At 72.6% G+C, this 18786-nt stretch carries 14 protein-coding genes and 3 pseudogenes; 8 read left to right on the top strand and 9 right to left on the bottom strand.

What is annotated here, in order from left to right; genetic code table 11:
* Positions 1-23: 23 nt before the first annotated feature.
* A complete protein-coding gene (locus ABZ919_RS21235; protein WP_361249934.1) occupies positions 24-206 on the bottom strand; it encodes a hypothetical protein in 183 nt (60 codons plus the stop codon).
* Between the two features lie 272 nt (positions 207-478).
* Here ABZ919_RS21235 and ABZ919_RS21230 point away from each other — a divergent pair.
* Positions 479-787: pseudogene (locus ABZ919_RS21230) on the top strand (amidohydrolase family protein); the annotation flags it as partial.
* A 270-nt stretch (positions 788-1057) separates the two neighbouring features.
* On the opposite strand, the gene bla reads toward ABZ919_RS21230, so the two are convergent.
* Complete coding sequence (gene bla / locus ABZ919_RS21225; protein ID WP_361249932.1) at positions 1058-1987, bottom strand: class A beta-lactamase; 930 nt, start codon at positions 1985-1987, stop codon at positions 1058-1060.
* Between the two features lie 143 nt (positions 1988-2130).
* Here bla and ABZ919_RS21220 point away from each other — a divergent pair, with 143 nt between their 5' ends.
* Both ABZ919_RS21220 and ABZ919_RS21215 read left to right on the top strand, forming a co-directional pair.
* Positions 2131-3126, top strand: coding sequence for a LysR family transcriptional regulator (locus ABZ919_RS21220; RefSeq protein ID WP_361249930.1), 996 nt, complete (start codon positions 2131-2133; stop codon positions 3124-3126).
* Entirely contained in the window at positions 3123-4058 is a 936-nt protein-coding gene (locus ABZ919_RS21215; protein ID WP_361249928.1) for a serine hydrolase, read from the top strand. Before ABZ919_RS21220 ends, ABZ919_RS21215 begins: the two co-directional genes overlap by 4 nt.
* 171 nt (positions 4059-4229) lie before the next feature.
* On the opposite strand, the gene ABZ919_RS21210 is transcribed toward ABZ919_RS21215, so the two are convergent.
* From ABZ919_RS21210 to ABZ919_RS21195, 4 genes and pseudogenes are all read right to left on the bottom strand, one after another.
* Positions 4230-4940 carry a DUF4232 domain-containing protein gene (locus ABZ919_RS21210; protein ID WP_361249925.1) on the bottom strand — a complete coding sequence of 237 codons (711 nt, stop codon included), beginning with the start codon at positions 4938-4940 and terminating at the stop codon, positions 4230-4232.
* Positions 4941-5169: 229 nt separating this feature from the next.
* The gene (gene katG / locus ABZ919_RS21205; protein WP_361249923.1) at positions 5170-7395 is read right to left on the bottom strand and encodes a catalase/peroxidase HPI; all 2226 of its coding nucleotides are present in this window, start codon (positions 7393-7395) and stop codon (positions 5170-5172) included.
* 33 nt (positions 7396-7428) lie between these two features.
* Positions 7429-7866, bottom strand: a complete 438-nt coding sequence (locus ABZ919_RS21200) for a Fur family transcriptional regulator (protein WP_361249920.1) — start codon at positions 7864-7866, stop codon at positions 7429-7431.
* A 462-nt stretch (positions 7867-8328) separates the two neighbouring features.
* A pseudogene (locus ABZ919_RS21195) lies at positions 8329-9509 on the bottom strand (abortive phage infection protein).
* Between the two features lie 227 nt (positions 9510-9736).
* On the opposite strand from ABZ919_RS21195, the gene ABZ919_RS21190 reads away from it, so the two are divergent.
* From ABZ919_RS21190 to ABZ919_RS21175, 4 genes and pseudogenes are all read left to right on the top strand, one after another.
* A complete protein-coding gene (locus ABZ919_RS21190; protein WP_361249918.1) occupies positions 9737-10279 on the top strand; it encodes a hypothetical protein in 543 nt (180 codons plus the stop codon).
* Positions 10280-10467: 188 nt separating this feature from the next.
* Positions 10468-10566, top strand: a pseudogene (locus ABZ919_RS21185) (sugar phosphate isomerase/epimerase); the annotation flags it as partial.
* A 201-nt stretch (positions 10567-10767) separates the two neighbouring features.
* Positions 10768-11949 carry an acyltransferase gene (locus tag ABZ919_RS21180; protein ID WP_361249916.1) on the top strand — a complete coding sequence of 394 codons (1182 nt, stop codon included), beginning with the start codon at positions 10768-10770 and terminating at the stop codon, positions 11947-11949.
* Positions 11950-12198: 249 nt separating this feature from the next.
* A complete protein-coding gene (locus tag ABZ919_RS21175) occupies positions 12199-12969 on the top strand; it encodes a class I SAM-dependent methyltransferase (protein WP_361249913.1) in 771 nt (256 codons plus the stop codon).
* A 108-nt stretch (positions 12970-13077) separates the two neighbouring features.
* On the opposite strand, the gene ABZ919_RS21170 is transcribed toward ABZ919_RS21175, so the two are convergent.
* The 3 genes from ABZ919_RS21170 to ABZ919_RS21160 form a co-directional block, all read right to left on the bottom strand.
* Positions 13078-15363: a catalase gene (locus tag ABZ919_RS21170; RefSeq protein ID WP_361249910.1), complete on the bottom strand. Its 2286-nt coding sequence runs from the start codon at positions 15361-15363 to the stop codon at positions 13078-13080.
* Positions 15364-15796: 433 nt separating this feature from the next.
* Positions 15797-17260, bottom strand: coding sequence for an ornithine decarboxylase (locus ABZ919_RS21165; RefSeq protein ID WP_361249908.1), 1464 nt, complete (start codon positions 17258-17260; stop codon positions 15797-15799).
* Positions 17261-17338: 78 nt separating this feature from the next.
* Complete coding sequence (locus tag ABZ919_RS21160) at positions 17339-17698, bottom strand: ANTAR domain-containing protein (protein WP_361249907.1); 360 nt, start codon at positions 17696-17698, stop codon at positions 17339-17341.
* A gap of 133 nt (positions 17699-17831) precedes the next feature.
* On the opposite strand from ABZ919_RS21160, the gene ABZ919_RS21155 reads away from it, so the two are divergent.
* Entirely contained in the window at positions 17832-18785 is a 954-nt protein-coding gene (locus tag ABZ919_RS21155) for a helix-turn-helix transcriptional regulator (protein WP_361249903.1), read from the top strand.
* The last annotated feature ends 1 nt before the right edge of the window (position 18786 follow it).

Here is an 18786-nt window from a genome sequence, read left to right as displayed (position 1 = left end):
ATCGAACGGACCGAAAAACCCGGTCAGCCGGTGGTGCCGGGCCGGCCGTGCGCTCGCATGTGGTCCCTGCGGGCGTTGTTGTAGATCCGCAGGAGGTGCTTGGCCACGGCGCAGGCGGCGCCGTCGGCATGGCACTGGCGGCAGGTCCGCACGTGCTGCTCATAGGTGAGACGTGCGGTTTCCAACGCGTCATTGAGAGAAGACATGGACATCTCCGGGCCGGGCGCGTCCTGGGGAAGCACGCAAGTTGACTGACTGGTATAGCCGGAGCCAAGGTGATCATGTTACTTGCGGTACTGGGAAACCCGTCCGCCGGTGACCGCGCCGCGGTGAGCGGGGATCAGGGGACGGCCCCCGGCCGCGGCACGGTCCGGCCCGACCCGGCCCGGCCCGCCAGGGCGTCGACCGACTTCCTTCCGGCGGGCGGCGTCGGGCGGCCCGCGCACGGCGATCGGTCGCACGGTGATCGGTCGCACACGGCGCCACACTCGCCCTGGGCTCGGACTGGCCCATCGCGCACTACGACGTACGGGCCGTGCCGGCCACGGCCCGCCGGCCGAAGGGCGCCGCGGCCCGCAGGCCGGGGCTGACGCCGTTGCAGGCGCTGGAGGGCCGCACCAGCCACGCGGCGGCCGCCGCCGGCGAGTGGCGCGTCGCCGGCCGTGTCGCGCCCGGTTTCCGTGCCGACCTCACCGCACTGGCCGTGGACCCCGTGCACGCGCCCGCCGACGAACTCGCAGTCTCCCCCGTGGCGTTGACGGTCCCCGGCGGACACGTGGTGCACCGGGTCCGGTCAGGCCGCGGAGCGCCGCTCGGCGGGTGGGCACCGGCAGGGAACCGGTGCCGCGCCGGCGCGCCCGCGGGGCCGTACCCCACGACCTGCTTCACTTGCCGATTCCTCCTCCCCGATGACGTCGAGGATGCGCGCGTGCCCTCGGTGGTGTGTACGTCGAGAAGGGCGCGCACATGCCCCTCGGTGACGGCCGCGGACTGGCGCCTGCGCGAGGCGCCTGTCCGGGAGGTGACATGACTGAACCAAGGGGGCGGAGGAAGGCGTCTACTCGCCCGGCGCGAGGACACCGGCCACGATCCGCGCCGCCTCCGCGACCAGCGCGTCGTCCGCCGGCGCGTCCTGGGCGTCCTTGGACGACAGCACCGTGAGCAGGACCGGAGTACCGCGGGTCGTCCAGGCCACGCCGATGTCGTTGGCGGTGCCGTAGTCACCGGTGCCGGTCTTGTCGGCCACGACCCAGTCGCGAGGCAGTCCGGCGCGGAACCGGGCGGCGCTGGTGGTGTTGCCCTTCAGCCAGGTGACCAGCCGTTCCCGGTCGGTGCCGGGGAGCGCCCGGCCCAGGGTGAGCCGCTCGAAGCTGCGGCCGAGGGCCTGCGGAGTCGTGGTGTCCCGCGGGTCTTCGGGGACGGCGCCGCCCAGGTCCGTCTCCCACCGGTCGAGCCGGCTCACCCGGTCGCCGAGCGACCGGAAGAAGCGGGTCAGTCCGGCGGGCCCGCCGATCTCACGCAGCAGCAGATTGCCGGCCGCGTTGTCGCTGTACTGGATCGCCGCCGCGCACAGGTCCGCAACCGTCATACCGGTGTCCACGTGCTCGGCGGTGCGCGGCGAGTTCGACAGGATGTCGCGCGGCGGATAGTGGATCACCCTGTCCAGCGGTGCGCAGCCGCCGTGATCGCGCAGGACCGCCGCCGCGGCGAACGCCTTGAACGTCGAACACATCGCGAACCGCTCGCCCTCCCGGTGCGAAACGGTCCGTCCGGTGCGGACGTTGCGCGCGTACACACCGAGACGGGCGTCGTGCCGCCGTTCCAGTGCGGTCAGTTGGTCCCCGACCGGCCGCGGGTCCCGCTCCGGCGCCGCCCACGCGGCGGGTGCGCGGACCGCGGTGGCCGCGACGGCCGCGCCGGTGAAGGCGAGGCCCGCCTTGAACAGGCCGCGCCGGGCCATCGGGGTCGGCTGGTCGGTGCTGGTCATGGGCACTGTCCTCCTGCTCGTTGCATGAACCGCTCGACGGATCGCTCGACGGATCGTCGGCGGGGACCAGCGAAACAGCCGGACGCCACTCATGTCCAAGAGTGAAGTGTGCACGACCCATGCCTATTCGATATGAATGCAGGATGGATCTCCTGGCGCATCTAGAGGCGTACGTCGCGACGGCCGACGAAGTGGGCTTCTCCCGGGCGGCGGACCGGCTCGGCATCGCCCAGCCGCTGCTCAGCCGCCGCATCCGGGCATTGGAGGAGCACTTCGGCGGCTTGCTGTTCGACCGCTCGCGGCGGCAGATCACCGTCACGGAACTGGGGGTGCTGCTGCTGCCGTACGCGCGGGACGTGCTGGACCGCGCCGAGCGGCTGCGGCAGGTCGCCGGTGCGGCCGGGCGGTCACGGATGCGAGCGGTCGGGGTGCCCGCCCACTGCGCCCCGGCGGCGCTGGCGCGCGCGATCCGCGCCGGGGCCGAGCGCGGGATCAGCCTCGCCATGCGTGAACTGCCGCCTCCGGCGAGGGTGGCGGGGCTGGCCGACGGCTCGCTCGCCTACGCGCTGGTGCGGGTGCCTGCGCAACGGTGCACGTTCCGGGTTCCGCTCGGCCTGGCGTGCGCGCCGGAGACGGATGCGGTGGGCGCAGAGCGGACCCCCGGGTACGGCGGCACCCGGCGTGCGGTGCACCTGGAGGACCTGCGGCCCCGTCGCGGCCGCGGCGCCGAACGGGTCGTACCACTCCCGGTGTTGACCCTCCCGGAGGATGACGATCCGTCCTGCGAGGACCGCCTGCACCGTGCCGTGGCCCGGGCCGGGCTGTCACCCGGGCGGTTCCGCCCGGCCGGGCCCGCGGCCACCGCCCTCGCCGAGACACTGGCCGGGCGGGCGCTGCTGCTGTGCGCCGAGCCGTTCGCCCGGCAGCACGGGGCACCATGGGCTCCGCTGGCCGACCGGTCGCTGCACCGGGGGTACGACGTGAGCGCCGCCCCGGACCGGTCCGGCGCCGCTGATGTGCCCGACTGGCTGGTCCCGCTGCTCGCCTCGGCCGCGGGAGCCGCCGCCTCCGGTCCTGGCGGACCGCCCGCCGGGACCGGGACCGAGGACGTACCGGCGCGACTGGCGGCCCGCGGATGAGCGCGGCGCCCGTGCACCACCCGGTCTGCCTCGGGGACGACGGCGCCCTGCGGGACGTCGCCGAGTCGATCGCCACGGACTGGGCCGCCCTCGGCGTGCGCGGCTCGTTCCTCGCCCGGAACCTCGACACGGGAGAGCAACTCGGTTTCGCGGTCACGGAGTCCATGCCGCTCGCCTCGGTGGCGAAGGTTCCGCTCGCCCTCGTCGTACTCGACCGGATCGCGGCCGGAGACCTCGATCCGGCGCATCCGGTGACGGTCGATCCGGCGCGGAGCAGCGTCGGTCCCAGCGGGCTCGCGGCGTTCCGGCACCCGGCGACCGTGGCCGTCGGTGATCTGCTCCTGCTGATGCTGTCGGTGAGCGACAACGCCGCGGCGGACACCCTGCTCGACCTGGTCCCGGTGGCGGAGGTGGACGAGCGGCTGCGGGCCTGGGGATGCGGGGGGATCCGGATGCGGCACCGGATGAACCACATGTACGAGTGCGCCGCCGGCGCCGCCGGCAACGACTTCTCGCTCGCGCTGGAACTGGCCCTGCGGGACGAGCGGGCGGGCCGGCCCACCATCGAGACCCTGGACCCGGCCCGTGCCAACGCAGGCACGGCCGTGGCGCTCGTCGAGCTGCTGCGGCGTGTGTGGTGCGAGGAGATCTCGGTTCCGCCGGCGACGGCGGAGCTGCGCCGGCTGATGGGATTGCAGCTGTTCACGCACCGGCTGGCGAGTGAACTCCGGGCGGACACGCTGCGGTGGGGCGGCAAGACGGGAACGTTCCTGCATCTGCGGCACGAGATCGGGGTGGTCGAGGCGGACTCGGGCGACCGGGTGGCCATGGCGGCGCTGACCCGTGCGGACCGGTGCGCGGGGCTGGCGGCGGACGTCGATCTGGCGATCGGGGCCGCGGGACGGACCGCCTTCGAGGCACTGCGGAGATGAAGTCGCCGGTCGCGTCAGCGCCGTCGGGCCCGGGGACATCGGGCCCCCGCGCGGCCGGGAAGGCCCGGCCGCCGCGGCGGCCGGGCGGCAGCCCGAAGCGGACGCACCACCGGCAGCCCCGCAACACACCCGCAGCCGGCAACCCCGACCGCCCGCTGATCACATGCGTGGTCAGGAGGGCTTCGCCGCCGTGACCGCGGTCGCGGTGACGGTGTTGTCGCACTCGGCGAACTCCCCGTCCGACAGGGCGACCTGGTGCGCACCCGAGCCGGGCAGGCCGACCACGAGCGTCGGGTAGACGGCAGGCTTCGCGCCGGACGCGCAGTAGCCGTCGCCCTCGCCCTGGACCTGCACGAAGGTCAGCTTCACCCAGGCCTTGCCGCCCGGCGCGAGGCGCACGGCCGACGCGGTACCGGCCGGGGTCACCTTCAGCGGCTTGTTGTGCTCCGGGGAACCGTTGCCCGCACCGCCCACCGACGGGTGGCCCTGCAGGACGCACGCGTGCGCGGAGACATTGGTGAACTCGACGATCGCCGCGCCCGTGCCGGTGCCGTCCGGACGGTCGGCCGCCTGGGAGGCCGTCGCCTGCACGGCCGTCACCGGACACGTCGGCGCCTTGTCGGCCGAGGTGGCGGAGGCGGGAGAGGCCGGGGCAGCCGACGCGGTCGACCTGCCGCCGCCGGGGGTTCCCGGGGCCGACGCGGCCGTGGGAGCGGCGCTCGCGGTCGCGGGGGCGCCGGTGGAGGGGGCGGCGGAGGCCGGAGCCGGGGAGGCCGTCTTGGCCGCCCCGTCGCCGCCCGGCTGGCAGGCCGTCAGCGACAGCGCGGCGGCGATCACGGCCGTCGTGGAGGCGGCGAGGCGAAGGGCGGTGCGGTTCTGCATGGGGTCCCCCGATTGCGGTGTGCGTGGTTCGACCGGCTCCGGGCCGGTGCTCATCGAGGGAGACAGAGACGGGATGCCCCCGGTTTCCGCTGTGGATCACCTGTGACAGTTGTGGATCACCCGTGACGGTCACCGCGAGCGAATCGGCCCCCGCTCGCACGACGAAGGCGCCCGGGCCGACCTGTCCAGGTCGGGCCGGGCGCCCTCGAAGCCGTGCTCGGGCCGGTGATCAGACCAGGTCGAACCGGTCCGCGTCCATGACCTTGTTCCACGCGGCGACGAAGTCCTTGACGAACTTCTCCTTCGCGTCGTCGGCGGCGTAGACCTCGGCGAGGGCGCGCAGTTCGGAGTTGGAGCCGAAGACGAGGTCGGCGCGGCTGCCGGCCCACTTCAGCTCACCCGTGACGGTGTCACGGCCCTCGAAGGTGGTCTGGTCCTCGGAGGTCGACTTCCAGGTCGTGCCCATGTCGAGCAGGTTGACGAAGAAGTCGTTGGTGAGGACGCCGGGCGTCCTGGTGAGGACGCCGAGCTGCGACTGCTGGTGGTTGGCGCCGAGGACGCGCAGACCACCGACGAGCACCGTCATCTCGGGGGCGCTCAGGTCCAGCAGGTTCGCCCTGTCGACCAGCAGGAACTCCGCCGGCAGACGGTTGCCCTTGCCGAGATAGTTGCGGAAGCCGTCCGCGGTCGGCTCCAGCGCCTCGAAGGACTCGGCGTCGGTGTGCTCCTCGGTCGCGTCCACGCGGCCCGCCGTGAAGGGCACCTTCACCTCGAAGCCGCCCTCCTTGGCGGCCTTCTCGACCGCGGCGGCACCGCCGAGGACGATGAGGTCGGCCAGCGAGACCTTCTTCGCGCCGGAGGAGGCGTTGAACTCCCGCTGGACGCCCTCCAGGACACGCAGCACCTGGGCCAGCTCGTCGGGCTCGTTGACCTCCCAGCCGCTCTGCGGGGCGAGGCGGATGCGGGCGCCGTTGGCACCGCCGCGCTTGTCGGTGGCGCGGAAGGTCGAGGCGGACGCCCACGCCGTGGTGACCAGCTGGGACACGGACAGGCCCGACTCGAGCAGCTTGGCCTTCAGGACCGCGATGTCCGCGTCGTCGATCAGCTCGCCCTCGCGCTCCGGCAGCGGGTCCTGCCAGATCAGGGTCTCCTGCGGGACCTCGGGGCCGAGGTACAGCGACTTGGGGCCCATGTCACGGTGGGTGAGCTTGTACCAGGCGCGGGCGAAGGCGTCCGCGAACTCCTGCGGGTTCTCGTGGAACCGGCGGGAGATCGGCTCGTAGATCGGGTCGAAGCGCAGGGACAGGTCGGTGGTGAGCATCGTCGGGAGGCGCTTCTTCGACGGGTCCTGCGGGTCGGGGACGATGGCCTCGGCGTCCTTGGCCACCCACTGCTTGGCGCCGGCCGGGGAGTCGGTCAGCTCCCACTCGTAGCCGAAGAGGATGTCGAAGAAGCCGTTGTCCCACTGGGTCGGCGTGGCGGTCCAGGTCACCTCGAGACCGGAGGTGATGGCGTCCGCGCCCTTGCCGGTGCCGTAGGTGCTGCGCCAGCCGAGGCCCTGCTCCTCCAAGCCGGCGGCCTCGGGGTCGGCGCCGACCGCGTCGGCGGGACCGGCGCCGTGGGTCTTGCCGAAGGTGTGGCCGCCGGCGATCAGCGCGACGGTCTCCTCGTCGTTCATCGCCATACGGCGGAAGGTCTCACGGATGTCGCGGGCCGCGGCCAGCGGGTCCGGGTTGCCGTTCGGACCCTCGGGGTTGACGTAGATCAGGCCCATCTGGACGGCGCCGAGCGGGTTCTCCAGCTCGCGGTCGCCGGTGTAGCGCTTGTCGCCCAGCCAGGTGGTCTCGGGGCCCCAGTACACGTCCTCCTCGGCCTCCCAGACGTCCTCACGGCCGCCGCCGAAGCCGAAGGTGGTGAAGCCCATGGACTCCAGGGCCACGTTGCCGGCGAGGATCATCAGGTCGGCCCAGGAGATCTTCTGGCCGTACTTCTTCTTCACCGGCCACAGCAGGCGGCGGGCCTTGTCCAGGTTGGCGTTGTCCGGCCAGCTGTTCAGCGGGGCGAAGCGCTGCTGGCCGGCGCCCGCGCCGCCACGGCCGTCGCTGATGCGGTAGGTGCCCGCGCTGTGCCAGGCCATCCGGATGATCAGCGGTCCGTAGTGGCCGAAGTCGGCCGGCCACCAGTCCTGCGAGGTGGTCAGCACCTCGGCGATGTCCCGCTTCACGGCCGGAAGATCGAGGCTCTCGAAGGCCTCGGCGTAGTCGAACTCCTCGCCGAGCGGGTTCGTCACGGGCGGGTTCTTGGCAAGGATCTTCAGGTTGAGCCGCTCCGGCCACCACTGGCGATTGCCACCGCCCTGGGTCGGGTGCAGCGCCCGGTCATGGGCGACGGGGCAGCCGCCGCTCGCCCCCTCCGCCTTCGCGTCTGTGACGATCGCGTCGTGGTTCTCAGTCATGGCAATCCTTCCGAACTGTGCGGAACTCGGTGCTCAGGAACTGCGGCCGGTGGAACAGTCGGGGCAGATGCCCCAGTAGACGACCTCGGCCTCGTCGATCGCGAAGCCGCGCGGGTCGGAGGCGGTCAGACAGGGCGCGTCGCCGACCGCGCAGTCGACGTCGACGACGGCACCGCACGACCGGCACACGATGTGGTGGTGGTTGTCCCCCACCCGCCCCTCGTACCGGGCCGGGTGACCGGCCGGCTCGATACGGCGGACCAGCCCCGCCGCGGTGAGGGCGTGCAGGGCCTCGTAGACGGCTTGCAGGGAGATGTGGCCTACGCGGTCGCGTACCCCGGAGGCGATCGCCTCGACGCCGAGGTGGTCGCCCGCCCGGACGGTCTCCAGCAGCGCGACGCGGGCTGCCGTCACGCGCAGGCCGGCACCGCGGAGCTCCTCGGCGGTGGTCGGTGTCGGGGAGGCGGTCATGGGGCTGAACCTACCGCCATAAACACGAGAGGTTCAAGAAAACGAGCAATGCAATTCTGGTCGCTTCCCGTCGCCCGCCGGCCGTCTCCTCTTCCCGCCCGGCACCTGCCCGGAAGTCCGCGTTCACCTTCGCCTCCGCGGGGCTCCGCCCGGCGTGCAGAGCGCGGGCGAAACGGCGCCGGGTCCGGGAATCCGTACGGCGCTCGAACGGGAACCCGGACGGGGAGCGGGCTTGCGGGCCGGGCCGGGAGCGGGATTGCGGGCGGGTCCGGGAGCGGGTCGGGGGGCATGCCCGCATCATGTGGCCCCGGATCGGTGAGAGCGGCGCGGCAAGCCGGACGGTCCTCCTAAGGGGTGAGCCGGGGTGACCGCGCCGGACGCTCACCGCTCCCTCCCGGCGGCTGCCGCAGGCAGCCACGGCATCCCCGCGGTCCGCCCGCCGACCGTGGCCGGGCGCGCGGGTCAGCCGGTGGGTCGTCGGGCGGACCGGTAGCGGTGGGCCAGGGCGTGGAAGGCCTGCTTCGGTTCCCAGTGCCAGCCGGAGGCGGGTTCGTCCGGGCGGTCCTTCAGGGTCCTGGTGATGGCGTAACTCGCCATGTCGAGGTCGTGGCGCGGGTCGCCCGGGCGGTGCGGGGTGTCGGGGGTCACGAACTCGTAGACCATCGCCGCGTAGAGGTCCATCGAGGAGAAGACGTCCAGGAGTTGGGTGAGACAGGCCGCCTGCGTGCGCTCACTGCGGACCAGGCCGCCCCTGACCTCCGGGGGCTCCTTGTCGTGGTCGACGACGTCCCAGCCCATGCCGCCGCTCCGGGGTGCCCCGGCATAGGCGCAGGTGCCGAACTCGGTGATGGCCAGCGGCTTGCCCATCGCCGATGGCGGCTCAACTCCTCGACGTGGTCGGCCTTGTGGGGGAAGTACGCGTAGTAGTCGATGCCCACGATGTCGAAGAGGCGCCAGTCGACCTCGTCGTCCTGGGCCGCGGCGTAGCTCAGCCGGCCCTGGAAGACGGACCGGCCGACGGCGGCCGCCTTCGCCGTGAAGCGGTCCAGGCGGCGCTGCACCGCGACGGGGTCCACCTTGCCGTCGAGCAGGTTCCGGATGCGTTCGACGGCGGTCCCGCCGGGGACGATACCCGGCACGAACAGCCAGAACTCGCACCCCACGCTCAGGTCCACGGCGGCCCCGTGCCGGCGCAGCCGCTCCGCGAACCGGCCGGTCTCCGCGAGGTGTTCCAGGATGTCCCGCTCCGGGACGTCACCTGGGGTCGGCTGGAGCCGGACGCGCAGTCCGCGTTCGGCGGCCTCGGCGGCCGTCGCCGTGAGCCGTTCCACGCCGTCCCCCGTCAGGTCGACGGTGTCGGCGCACAACTCGTCGCGGACGGCACGGATGTCCTTGCGCATCCGGGACGTGCTGAACGCCGTACCCGGCGTCTTCCCTGCGCCCACGGTGTACACCACCCCGTGGTGCCCCAGTCCGCCCCGCGAGACGCCGGCCCTGCGTACGTCGCCCTGCGCGGCCCGCTCCCAGCCCGGCCGTGCCTGTTCGGCGTGGGCCTCCCCCGACGGCAGCACGGCCGCGGCGAGCCCCGCGGACGCCAGGCCGGCCAGGAACTGCGCTCGCTCGATCCCCTTGGTCGTCTGCATGCGGTCACCCTGCCGGGCCCGGCCGCACCGGCGCCGTCCGCCGACGGTCTGCGGAGCGCGTCCGAAGGGTGGCGGCCCGGCGCCGAAGGGCGGGGACGGCGCACCGAAGGTCGCGCCCTCCGGCAGACTCCCGCCCCGCCCGGATGAAGGGCCGCATACGCCACATAAGCCGCACACAATGAGAAACTCGTACTCCGCCACCGAGGTGGCCGTCGAGAGGGACGCTGATGGACCTGGACTCCGTCGCCGACGAGCTGTACGGGCTGCGGCCGGAGGAGTTCGTCGCCGCCCGTGACCGGCACGCCCTGGACGCCCGGGCATCCGGCGACCCCGAGCGGCCGACGAAGAGCGACGGCAAGGAGCTGCGGACGGCCGAGCAGCTGATCGACGCGCTCACCATGGACTGGGACCCCGGCGACTGTCACGACACCTACGTGGAGCGCGTCAAGAAGCTCGTCGCGGCCAAGCGGAAGGGCGAGGAGGTCGTCGACGAGCCGGCGGCGCCGGAGGCGACCGACGTCATCGACCTCATGAAGGCGCTCAGCCGGAGCGTCGAGCAGAGCCGGTCCCGGGGCCGCAAGGACGGCCGCGGGAAGCCGGCCACGGGCCGGAGACCGGCCACCGGCAAGAAGCATGCCACCGGCAAGGAGCGGGCTTCCGGCAAGAAGCGGGCTTCCGGCCGCAGGAAGACCGAGGACCTGACGTCTCTCTCGAAGGCGGACCTGCAGAAGCGGGCGAGCGCCGCGGGCGTGCCGGGCGATCGAAGATGACACGGGACCAGCTCGTCAAGGCCCTTGCCGGACAAGCGGCTTGACGACCGCGTCCCGGATTCCGGGCGGCGGGCCGCTCGTGCCCACAGGACCAGCCTGGGTCCAACTCGGCCTCTTCCGGTTCGGGTTCGGGGTCCTCCGAGCGCTGGACGGCGAAGCGCACCACGTGTACGGCTGCAGGCGGCGGGGAGCAGGAGCGGAAGGCAGCCGTCCGCTACCGGAAGCGTATGATCGAGATCGCTGCGGACCTCGAATGCCCATTGAGTGACTCGGATTTCAACGGCCGAAGGAACTGACGGGCTGGGCCGATCAAGGCGATGGGCCGGGCATCACTCGTACGGGTGCACCCGGTCCGGCCGTCCGTGGCATCCCGAGGGGGCCGTCGTTCGCCAGCAGTGTGATGTTTGCCATGTGACGTGATGGAACAGGGGTAAACGGGCAAGATACCCCTTCATGCCCCACGCCAATCCTCTGCGGCAGGTGATTCGATGACCACGGCGACGACCCGGGCGCTCCGGACGACGCCGCCCTCCCCCACCGGCGACACGGCCGGCGGGGATTCGCCCGCAGCCGCCACGCCCCCACTGCCGTCCCTCACCGGGCTGCGGTGGATGGCGGCACTGCTGGTGTTCGGACTGCACGTGAACAACTTCGGCTACTTCGGCGGCACCGGTGGCCGGCTCGTCTCCTGGGGATTCGGTGCCGGTGCCACCGGAGTGTCGTTCTTCTTCGTGCTGTCCGGCTTCGTCCTGACCTGGTCGGCACGGCCCCGTGACCGCGCGCTCGCCTTCTGGAGACGGCGTTTCGCGCGCGTCTACCCGGTGCATCTCGTCACCCTCGCCGTCGCCCTGCTGATGGCGTACACGCTGGCGGACCAGCCCCGGCCGACGCCGAAGCAGGCCCTGTCCAACGTGCTGCTGCTCCATTCCTGGTGGCGTCCCTGGTGGCAGACACTGAACCCGGTCAGCTGGTCGCTCGCCTGCGAGGCGTTCTTCTACGCCGCCTTCCCGCTGCTGTTCCTGCTGCTGCGCCGGCTCGGCACGCGTGCCTCGACCGCGCTGGGCGCCGTGTCGGTGACCGCGGTCATGGTGCTGGCCTGGGCGGACGCCCACCACTGGTGGACGTACGCGCTGTACTCGTTCCCCGCGGCCCGGCTGCCGGAGTTCGTCCTCGGCGCGGTCACCGCGCGGCTGGTGCTGCTCGGCCGGTGGCGCGGGCCCGGTCTCGAGGCGTCGCTCGCCCTGGCGATCATCGGCTACTTCCTCGTTCCGCAGGTCACGCCCGGCTACTCCGCCACCGTGTGCACCATCGCCGGGTTCTCGCTGCTCATTCCGGCCGCGGCCGTCGCGGACGTGGAGGGTCTGCCGTCGCTGTGGCGGCGCCGGCGGCTGGTGCGGCTCGGTGAGTTGTCGTTCGCCTTCTACATGATTCATCTGCTGGTGCTCCGGTCCGCCACGCAGTTGCTGGGGACGAAGCCGCACTTCGGGCTGCTGGCGGGGGTCGGCGTGACCACGACCGCCTTCACGGTGTCGCTCAGCCTGTCCTGGCTGCTGTACGAGGCGGTGGAGCGCCCGGCGAGACGCCTGCTGCTGCGCCCGCGCCGCCGCCCGCCCGTGCCGCCGGACGCGGCCCGGCCCGACCGCGAGGCACCGGCCGCGGCACGGGACTGAGCCGGTCGCCCGGCAGCGCGCGGACGCCGTCGCGAGCGGGCGAAAAAGTGGCCCCGGCGCCCTCGTGGAAGGCCGTGTGCCGGCGCGCTGCGGGGTCCGGCCGGCCTGTCGGCCGGTCTTGCGGGGGCAGCGGCCCGGCCCGCCTCCGACGCCCGCTCAGCCGGCCGCCGGTGCCCTCGGCCCGGCCGCCGTGACCTGGTGTTCCGCCGTCCCGGTCCGTAGGTTCTGCCCATCGGGAAAGGGGGCCGGATGGACCGGGACATCCGCACGGTGGAGGACGTACTGCGACTGCTGGACGAGCTGTTCGCGCCGGAGGCCGACCGCTGGACGCGGGACGCGGCCGCGTGGTGGGACGGGTTCTACTCGGACCGGAACAGAGCGGTGCCGTTCTTCGCGGCGAAGCCGGACGAGAACCTGTTGTCCTGTCTCGACCGCGGCCTGATCAGGCCGGGGCGGGCTCTCGACCTGGGCTGCGGCCCCGGCCGTAACGCGCTGTTCCTCGCCGCCCGCGGTTTCGAGGTGGACGCCGTCGATCTCTCCCCCACCGCGATCGCCTGGGCCGAGGAGCGGGCGCGGGAGGCCGGGGCGGGCGCTGCCGTCCGGTTCCACCGCGGGGACGCCTTCGCCCTGACGGGGAGCACCGGTGAACTGCGGGGCCCGTACGACCTCGTCTACGACTCGGGCTGCTTCCACCACCTGCCACCGCACCGCCGCGTCAGCCATCTCGCGCTGCTGGAGCGCGTTCTGGCGCCCGGCGGGCACTTCGCGCTCACCTGCTTCGCCGCCGGCCGCATGGGTTCCGAACTCCCCGACACGGCCTTCTACCGCGAGCCCGGCCTGCACGGCGGCCTCGCCTACACCCCCGAGGCGCTGCGCCGGATCTTCTCCGATTTCCAGGAGGTCGAACTGCGCGCCATGCGGCAGCAACCGGCGGACTCCGCGCTGTTCGGGGAGGAGTTCCTGTGGACGGCCCTGTTCCGCCGCCCGGTACGGCCGGCCGGCCCCGTCACCCGGCACTGAACGTCCGTGCGCCGGCCCCCACGGGCGGGAGCCGGCGCACGACGGCGTCAGGTGTCGGCACCGGGCCGTCCTGGGCGGCCTTCGCCGGTGCCTGCGCGCGTGCGCACGTCAGGCGGCCGACGGAAAGCGGTCCCAGACCCGGTGCGAGCCGAGCAGCCGGATCAGCTCCTGCAGGACCGTCGGGACGCCGTCGCCGGCGATCACACCGGGTGCCTCGAGCGGGATGCCGGCTGCCTCCAGTGCCATCTCTCCGCCCTTGGCCGCGCCGATGGCCTTGCCATGCCGGTACGCCTCCGCCAGCAGCAGCCCCACCCGCGGGTCGGGGGTGCCGGTGCGTTCGGTGGGCAGACCCGCCTTGGCGTCACGGGCGCCGTAGGCGTCGGCGCCGATGCCGGGGGTGCCGGCCACCAGCAGCGCGTCGAACTCCACGGACCGTGCCGTGGCGTAGGTCCGCTGTACGGTGAGCGCGTCCGGGCCGGTGCCCAGGGTGCCGCCGGCCGGTGCGACGACGAGCGGGACCATGCCGCTGTCCAGCACCTCCTGGCGTACGGCGCGCACGCCGTCGAGGTCGCCGTCCGGGCCGGTGATCACGCCGATGATCCGGCCGTCGGTGGGCCAGGTGCGCCCGACCTGGGACAGCGCGGGGCTGGGCTCGACGTCGGCCAGGGGCACCGTGGGTTCGGGGGCGGGCAGGCCGAGGCCACCCGCGACGCCCGCGCACAGCTCCGGGTCGATGTTCGCCAGTACCTGCAACCCCCTTTCCTTGATGGCCTGTTCGTAGCACTTGCCGAGTTCGAAGGTGTAGGCGCCGATGATGTGCTCGCGCTCCACCGGGCTCATACTGAGCCAGAAACGGCGCGGTTGGCTGAAGTGGTCCTTGAACGACTCGGGGGCCTCGCGGACCTTGGTCGCCTCCGGCACCCGTACCGGCGTCTCGACGAACGCGCCCGAGTCGGCACCGGCCGTGAACGGGCAGCCGCCGTCGAGGGAGTTGGGGCGGTAGGGGGCCGTACCCCGGTGCACCGCCGTCTGGTGCATGCCGTCGCGGAACATGTCGTTGACGGGCGCGTGCGGCCGGTTGATCGGGATCTGCGCGAAGTTGGGGCCGCCCAGCCGGGTGATCTGGGTGTCCAGGTAGGAGAAGAGCCGGCCGGACAGCAGCGGGTCGTCGGTGATGTCGATGCCCGGGACGAGGTGGCCCGGGTGGAAGGCGACCTGCTCGGTCTCGGCGAAGAAGTTCGACGGGTTGCGGTTGAGGGTGAGGAGCCCGATGGGCTGCACGGGCGCGAGCTCCTCGGGGACGATGTTGGTGGGGTCCAGCAGGTCGATGCCCTCGAACGTCTGGTCCGGGGTGTCGGGGAAGGTCTGGATGCCGAGCTCCCACTCGGGGTACGCTCCCGCCTCGATGGCGTCGGCGAGGTCCCGGCGGTGGAAGTCCGGGTCGACGCCGTTGATGATCTGAGCCTCCTCCCAGACCAGCGAGTGCACGCCCAGCTTCGGCTTCCAGTGGAACTTCACCAGCGTCGTCTCCCCGGCCGCGTCGACCAGCCGGAAGGTGTGGATGCCGAAGCCCTCCATGGTGCGGTACGAGCGCGGGATGCCCCGGTCGGACATGTTCCACAGGGTGTGGTGGGTGGCCTCGGTGTGCAGGGTGACGAAGTCCCAGAAGGTGTCGTGCGCGCTCTGTGCCTGCGGGATCTCCCGGTCCGGATGGGGTTTCGCGGCGTGGACGACGTCGGGGAACTTGATCGCGTCCTGGATGAAGAACACCGGGATGTTGTTGCCGACCAGGTCGAAGACACCTTCGCCGGTGTAGAACTTGGTCGCGAAGCCGCGGGTGTCACGAACGGCGTCCGCGGAGCCGCGGGAGCCGAGCACGGTGGAGAAGCGCACGAACACGGGGGTCTCGACGCCCTCGGCGAGGAAGGCCGCCTTGGTGACGTTCGTCGCCGTGCCGTAGCCGCGGAAGATCCCGTGCGCCGCGGCGCCGCGCGCGTGGACCACGCGCTCGGGAATGCGTTCGTGGTCGAAGTGCGTGATCTTCTCGCGCAGATGGTGGTCCTGCAGGAGCACGGGGCCGCGCGGCCCCGCCTTGAGCGAGTGGTCCGTGTCGTACAGCCGGGTGCCCTGGGCGTTGGTCAGAGAGCTGCCGCCCTGCGCCATCCGGGCCTGATCGGCGCCGGTGGGCTGACCCGTCGGCGAGACGGTGTCCGGGCCGGTCTGGTCGGGCTTGGGGGGCGGGAAGGGCTCGTGGGGTTCGGTCGGCTCCGCGACCGACGGTGTCCGGGGTCCGGGCTTCCCGGGGATGCCGTCCTCGGGTCCCGTGCCGTCACCACCCTGCAGGACGTCCGACACCTTGTCCGCCGCTCGCTTCAAAGGGTTCGTCTCGCTCATCACTATGATTCCTTCGCTGGTCACGGGGCGGGTCCGGCACCGGCGAGGCGGGCGTCCGACGCGGGATGGCCACACCCGGGCATACAGCCGACAACAGAACTGATCAGGAGAAAAAGGGTCGCTTCGGCCCTCGTACCGAGGTCCCCGGGCCGGGGCGCCCGAAACCGGGAATCGTGAGGATTTCCGGTCGGGGTGAAGTCGGGCCGTCTCTCATCGAGTTGCCGGGAAGGCGGGGCCCGCCGGACGCTCCGGTCCGGCCCGGGGACGGTCGGGCAGGGCCAAGAGCCCCCTGCCGAGGGTGTGTTCATCAGGAGGGCCGGCTTCTTGACCCGGGCAGGCGGGCAAGCATCGGCCGCCCGCACCGCCACCCTAGGGGCTGGGCCCGGCCGGCGCAGTTCGGAAGCGGCCGGTCAGGTCAGTGGCGGGCCACCGCTCAGTCGCGGGCGACGACCCTGATGCTCTCCAGCGCGGGGTCGGCCGCGTCGGAGATCAGGAAGCCGTGCGCCACACCGGTGCGCAGGTAGTCCAGCACCTCTTCGGTGATCACCTCGCCGGGCGCCACGACGGGCACACCGGGCGGATAGGGGCTGATCATCTCGGCGGCGATCCGGCCCGCGGCCCGGTCGATCGGCACCTGCTCGGCGGGCCCGAAGAAGGCCTTGCGCGGCAGCAGGGCCTGCTCCAGTTCCAGCGCGCGCGGTTCGGGCAGGTCCACCTCCGTCTGCCGCTCGATCGTGTCCGCCCGCTCCACCAGGGTGCGCACGGCGTCCACGAGGATCTTCTCGGTCCCGTCGTCGTCGGCGTGGGTGATCGATGCGCTGATCCGGCAGGTGTCGGAGCCGCCCATGTCGACGTGACAGTGGGCGCGCAGCCACTCGGTGGCCTGCATGCCGCTGATGCCGAGGTCGCGCACATCGATGATGATCTTCATGGGGTCGAACTCGGCGGCCAGTCCCGCGTCGATGATCTCGCCGCCCATCACCTTCAGCCCGGGCAGCTCGCGCAGCTGGGCCCGGACCCGCTCCGCGCGGTGCACGGCGGCGTCCAGCAGGTCGCGGCCCTGTTCCACCATCTGCCGCCGCCAGCCGTCGAGGGCGCCGTACACCAGACAGGAGGCGCTGGTCGTGCCGAGCAGGTCCTCGCGCTGCTTGAGCACCTCGGGCGCCACCCGGTCGTGCTGGAGGTGGAAGACCGAGCTCTGCTCGATGGCGCCGCCCATCTTGTGCACACTGGTGACGACGAGATCGGCGTCGGCGTCCATCCCCCAGGCGGGCAGGTCCGGATGGAAGGGCAGATGCGCTCCCCAGGCCTCGTCCACGATGAGCGGTACGTCGAAGGCGTGACAGGCGTCGGCGACTCCCCGGATGTCGGCGCAGGTGCCCCAATCGGTGGGCGTGATCAGCAGCATGCCCTTGGCGTCCGGGTGCTCGCGCAGCCGGTCGCGGACGTCGTCGGGCTCCGGCGGGTGGGCCAGATGGCGTTCGGCGTCGAACTTGGGGTGCACCCAGATCGGCTCCACCCCGTTGATGATCACGGCAGCGATGACCGACTTGTGCGCGTTGCGGGAGAGCAGCAGCTTCTCGCCGGGGCCCGCGACCGCGAGCATCGCGGTCTTGACGGACAGCGAACTGCCGCAGGTGGAGAAGAAGGCGTGCTCGGCGCCGACGGCGTCGGCCATGAGCTCCTGGGCCTGTGACAGCACGCCCTGGGACTGGCGCCGGTCGTCCAGCCCGTTGAGCGTGAGCACGTCCGAACGGAACACGTCCAGGCCGAGGACGTCGGCCACGCGGGGATCCGTGCCGCGACCCTGCTTGTGCCCCGGCGGACCGAACACCACGTCCCCTCGTCGCCGGAAATCCTGCAGTGCCTCCAGTACGGGTGCGCGCCCATGATCCATGACTGTCCTCCAGAGCCGGTCCGTTCCGCACGGTCCGTGTTGCACCCGGCGCCCGCTCGAAACCCCCCGGCCCCTGCGTCACCCGGCCGGACCGCAGCTCACGAACTGTTCGTCGCCCTCCTCCGAGCGCGCGGAGCCGTCCGGTTCCTCGCGCAGCCGGTCCACCGCCGCGGACAGGGCCCGGCGGATGTCGTCGGGCAGGCGGCCGGAAGCGGGCCACTGCACCACGTGGCGTGCGACCTCACGCAGTTTGACGTTCGTGTGCTGCGAGACCTGCTTGAGGACCTCCCAGCCCTGGTCCGGCCGTAGGCCGCCCACGGTGATGACCACGCCGATCGCCTGGTCCACAACGGCGTGCGAGACGACGGCCCAGCGAAGCTGGGCCACCTCCTCCTGCAGTGCCGCCATTTCTTCCACCTGCTCGTCACGTCCGATCATGCCGTCACCCTGAGCGGGCGCGCCCCGCCGGCGCCAGCCACCGTGCGAACAGCATCGGGAGCAGCTGTACAGAAAACGAAAAGTGCCTGGTCAGCCATGGCATATCGGGAGACATTCCGGGCAGCCGGGGTCCATGGACACGCTCACCTTCGACAGTGCGGACCTGGCGGTCACGGAGGACTTCCTCAGCCGCGCCTACGCCCGGATGCACATCGGCAGCAGCACACCCGAGGCCGGCCGGGCCCAGGTCCGGCGCAGCGCCATCGCCCCGGTGAGCGTCGACGAGCTCGCACTCGACTTCGAGATGAGCTACGCGGTGACCCCGCTGGGCCGGATCTGCCTGTGCGTCGTCCACGAAGGTGCCGTGCGCGACCACAGCTTCCAGGGCGTCGAGGACTCCTTCGGCCCCGGTGACGTGGTGCTGTTCGCACCGCCGGACCTGCCGTACTCGGGACGGATCGACCATGCCCGCTACAACATCACGATGCTGGACCCGGCGCTGCTCGCCCAGGTGGCCGCCGGTCCGGACGACTCCCGGCCGGTACGGCTGACCGGTCACCGGCCGCGCTCGGCGGCCGCCGCCCGCCAGCTGAGCCACACGATCGTCCATCTGCGCGACCATGTGCTGGCCGATCCCGAGACCGCCGACCAGCCGCTGATCGCGGCGACGGCCGCGCAGCACCTGGCGGCGAGCGTCCTGGCCACCTTCCCGAACACGGCCGTGCCCGAGCCCACCGCCGCCGACCGCGGCGACGCGCACCCGGCGATGCTGCGACGCGCCCTCGCCTACATCGACGACCACGCCGACCAGCCGATCACGGTCGCCGACATCGCCGGGGCGGCCCATGTGACGGTTCGCGCCGTGCAGTACGCCTTCCGGCGGCACCTGGACACCACCCCGCTGGCCCATCTGCGCCGGGTGCGGCTCGCGCACGCCCACCACGACCTGGCGGCCGCCGGCCCCGGCAGCGGCCACAGCGTCACGGCGATCGCCGCCCGCTGGGGCTTCCACCATCCGGGCCGCTTCGCCTCCCTGTACCGGGCCGCCTACCAGCGCACCCCGCACCAGACGCTGTCCGACGGCTGAC

Source organism: Streptomyces sp. NPDC046759 (assembly GCF_040645475.1).
Classification (GTDB): Bacteria; Actinomycetota; Actinomycetes; order Streptomycetales; family Streptomycetaceae; genus Streptomyces.
The sequence above is the reverse complement of the archived record's forward strand: the minus strand, read 5'-3'. Positions and strand labels throughout refer to the sequence as shown.

Coding starts and splice junctions, on each gene's coding strand:
- ABZ919_RS21180 (WP_361249916.1), top strand. CDS start 10,768: ATGACCACGGCGACGACCCGGGCGCTCCGGACGACGCCGCCCTCCCCC.
- ABZ919_RS21190 (WP_361249918.1), top strand. CDS start 9,737: ATGGACCTGGACTCCGTCGCCGACGAGCTGTACGGGCTGCGGCCGGAG.
- ABZ919_RS21175 (WP_361249913.1), top strand. CDS start 12,199: ATGGACCGGGACATCCGCACGGTGGAGGACGTACTGCGACTGCTGGAC.
- bla (WP_361249932.1), bottom strand. CDS start 1,987: ATGACCAGCACCGACCAGCCGACCCCGATGGCCCGGCGCGGCCTGTTC.
- ABZ919_RS21210 (WP_361249925.1), bottom strand. CDS start 4,940: ATGCAGAACCGCACCGCCCTTCGCCTCGCCGCCTCCACGACGGCCGTG.
- ABZ919_RS21220 (WP_361249930.1), top strand. CDS start 2,131: ATGGATCTCCTGGCGCATCTAGAGGCGTACGTCGCGACGGCCGACGAA.
- ABZ919_RS21200 (WP_361249920.1), bottom strand. CDS start 7,866: ATGACCGCCTCCCCGACACCGACCACCGCCGAGGAGCTCCGCGGTGCC.
- ABZ919_RS21170 (WP_361249910.1), bottom strand. CDS start 15,363: ATGAGCGAGACGAACCCTTTGAAGCGAGCGGCGGACAAGGTGTCGGAC.
- katG (WP_361249923.1), bottom strand. CDS start 7,395: ATGACTGAGAACCACGACGCGATCGTCACAGACGCGAAGGCGGAGGGG.
- ABZ919_RS21215 (WP_361249928.1), top strand. CDS start 3,123: ATGAGCGCGGCGCCCGTGCACCACCCGGTCTGCCTCGGGGACGACGGC.
- ABZ919_RS21235 (WP_361249934.1), bottom strand. CDS start 206: ATGTCTTCTCTCAATGACGCGTTGGAAACCGCACGTCTCACCTATGAG.
- ABZ919_RS21165 (WP_361249908.1), bottom strand. CDS start 17,260: ATGGATCATGGGCGCGCACCCGTACTGGAGGCACTGCAGGATTTCCGG.
- ABZ919_RS21160 (WP_361249907.1), bottom strand. CDS start 17,698: ATGATCGGACGTGACGAGCAGGTGGAAGAAATGGCGGCACTGCAGGAG.
- ABZ919_RS21155 (WP_361249903.1), top strand. CDS start 17,832: ATGGACACGCTCACCTTCGACAGTGCGGACCTGGCGGTCACGGAGGAC.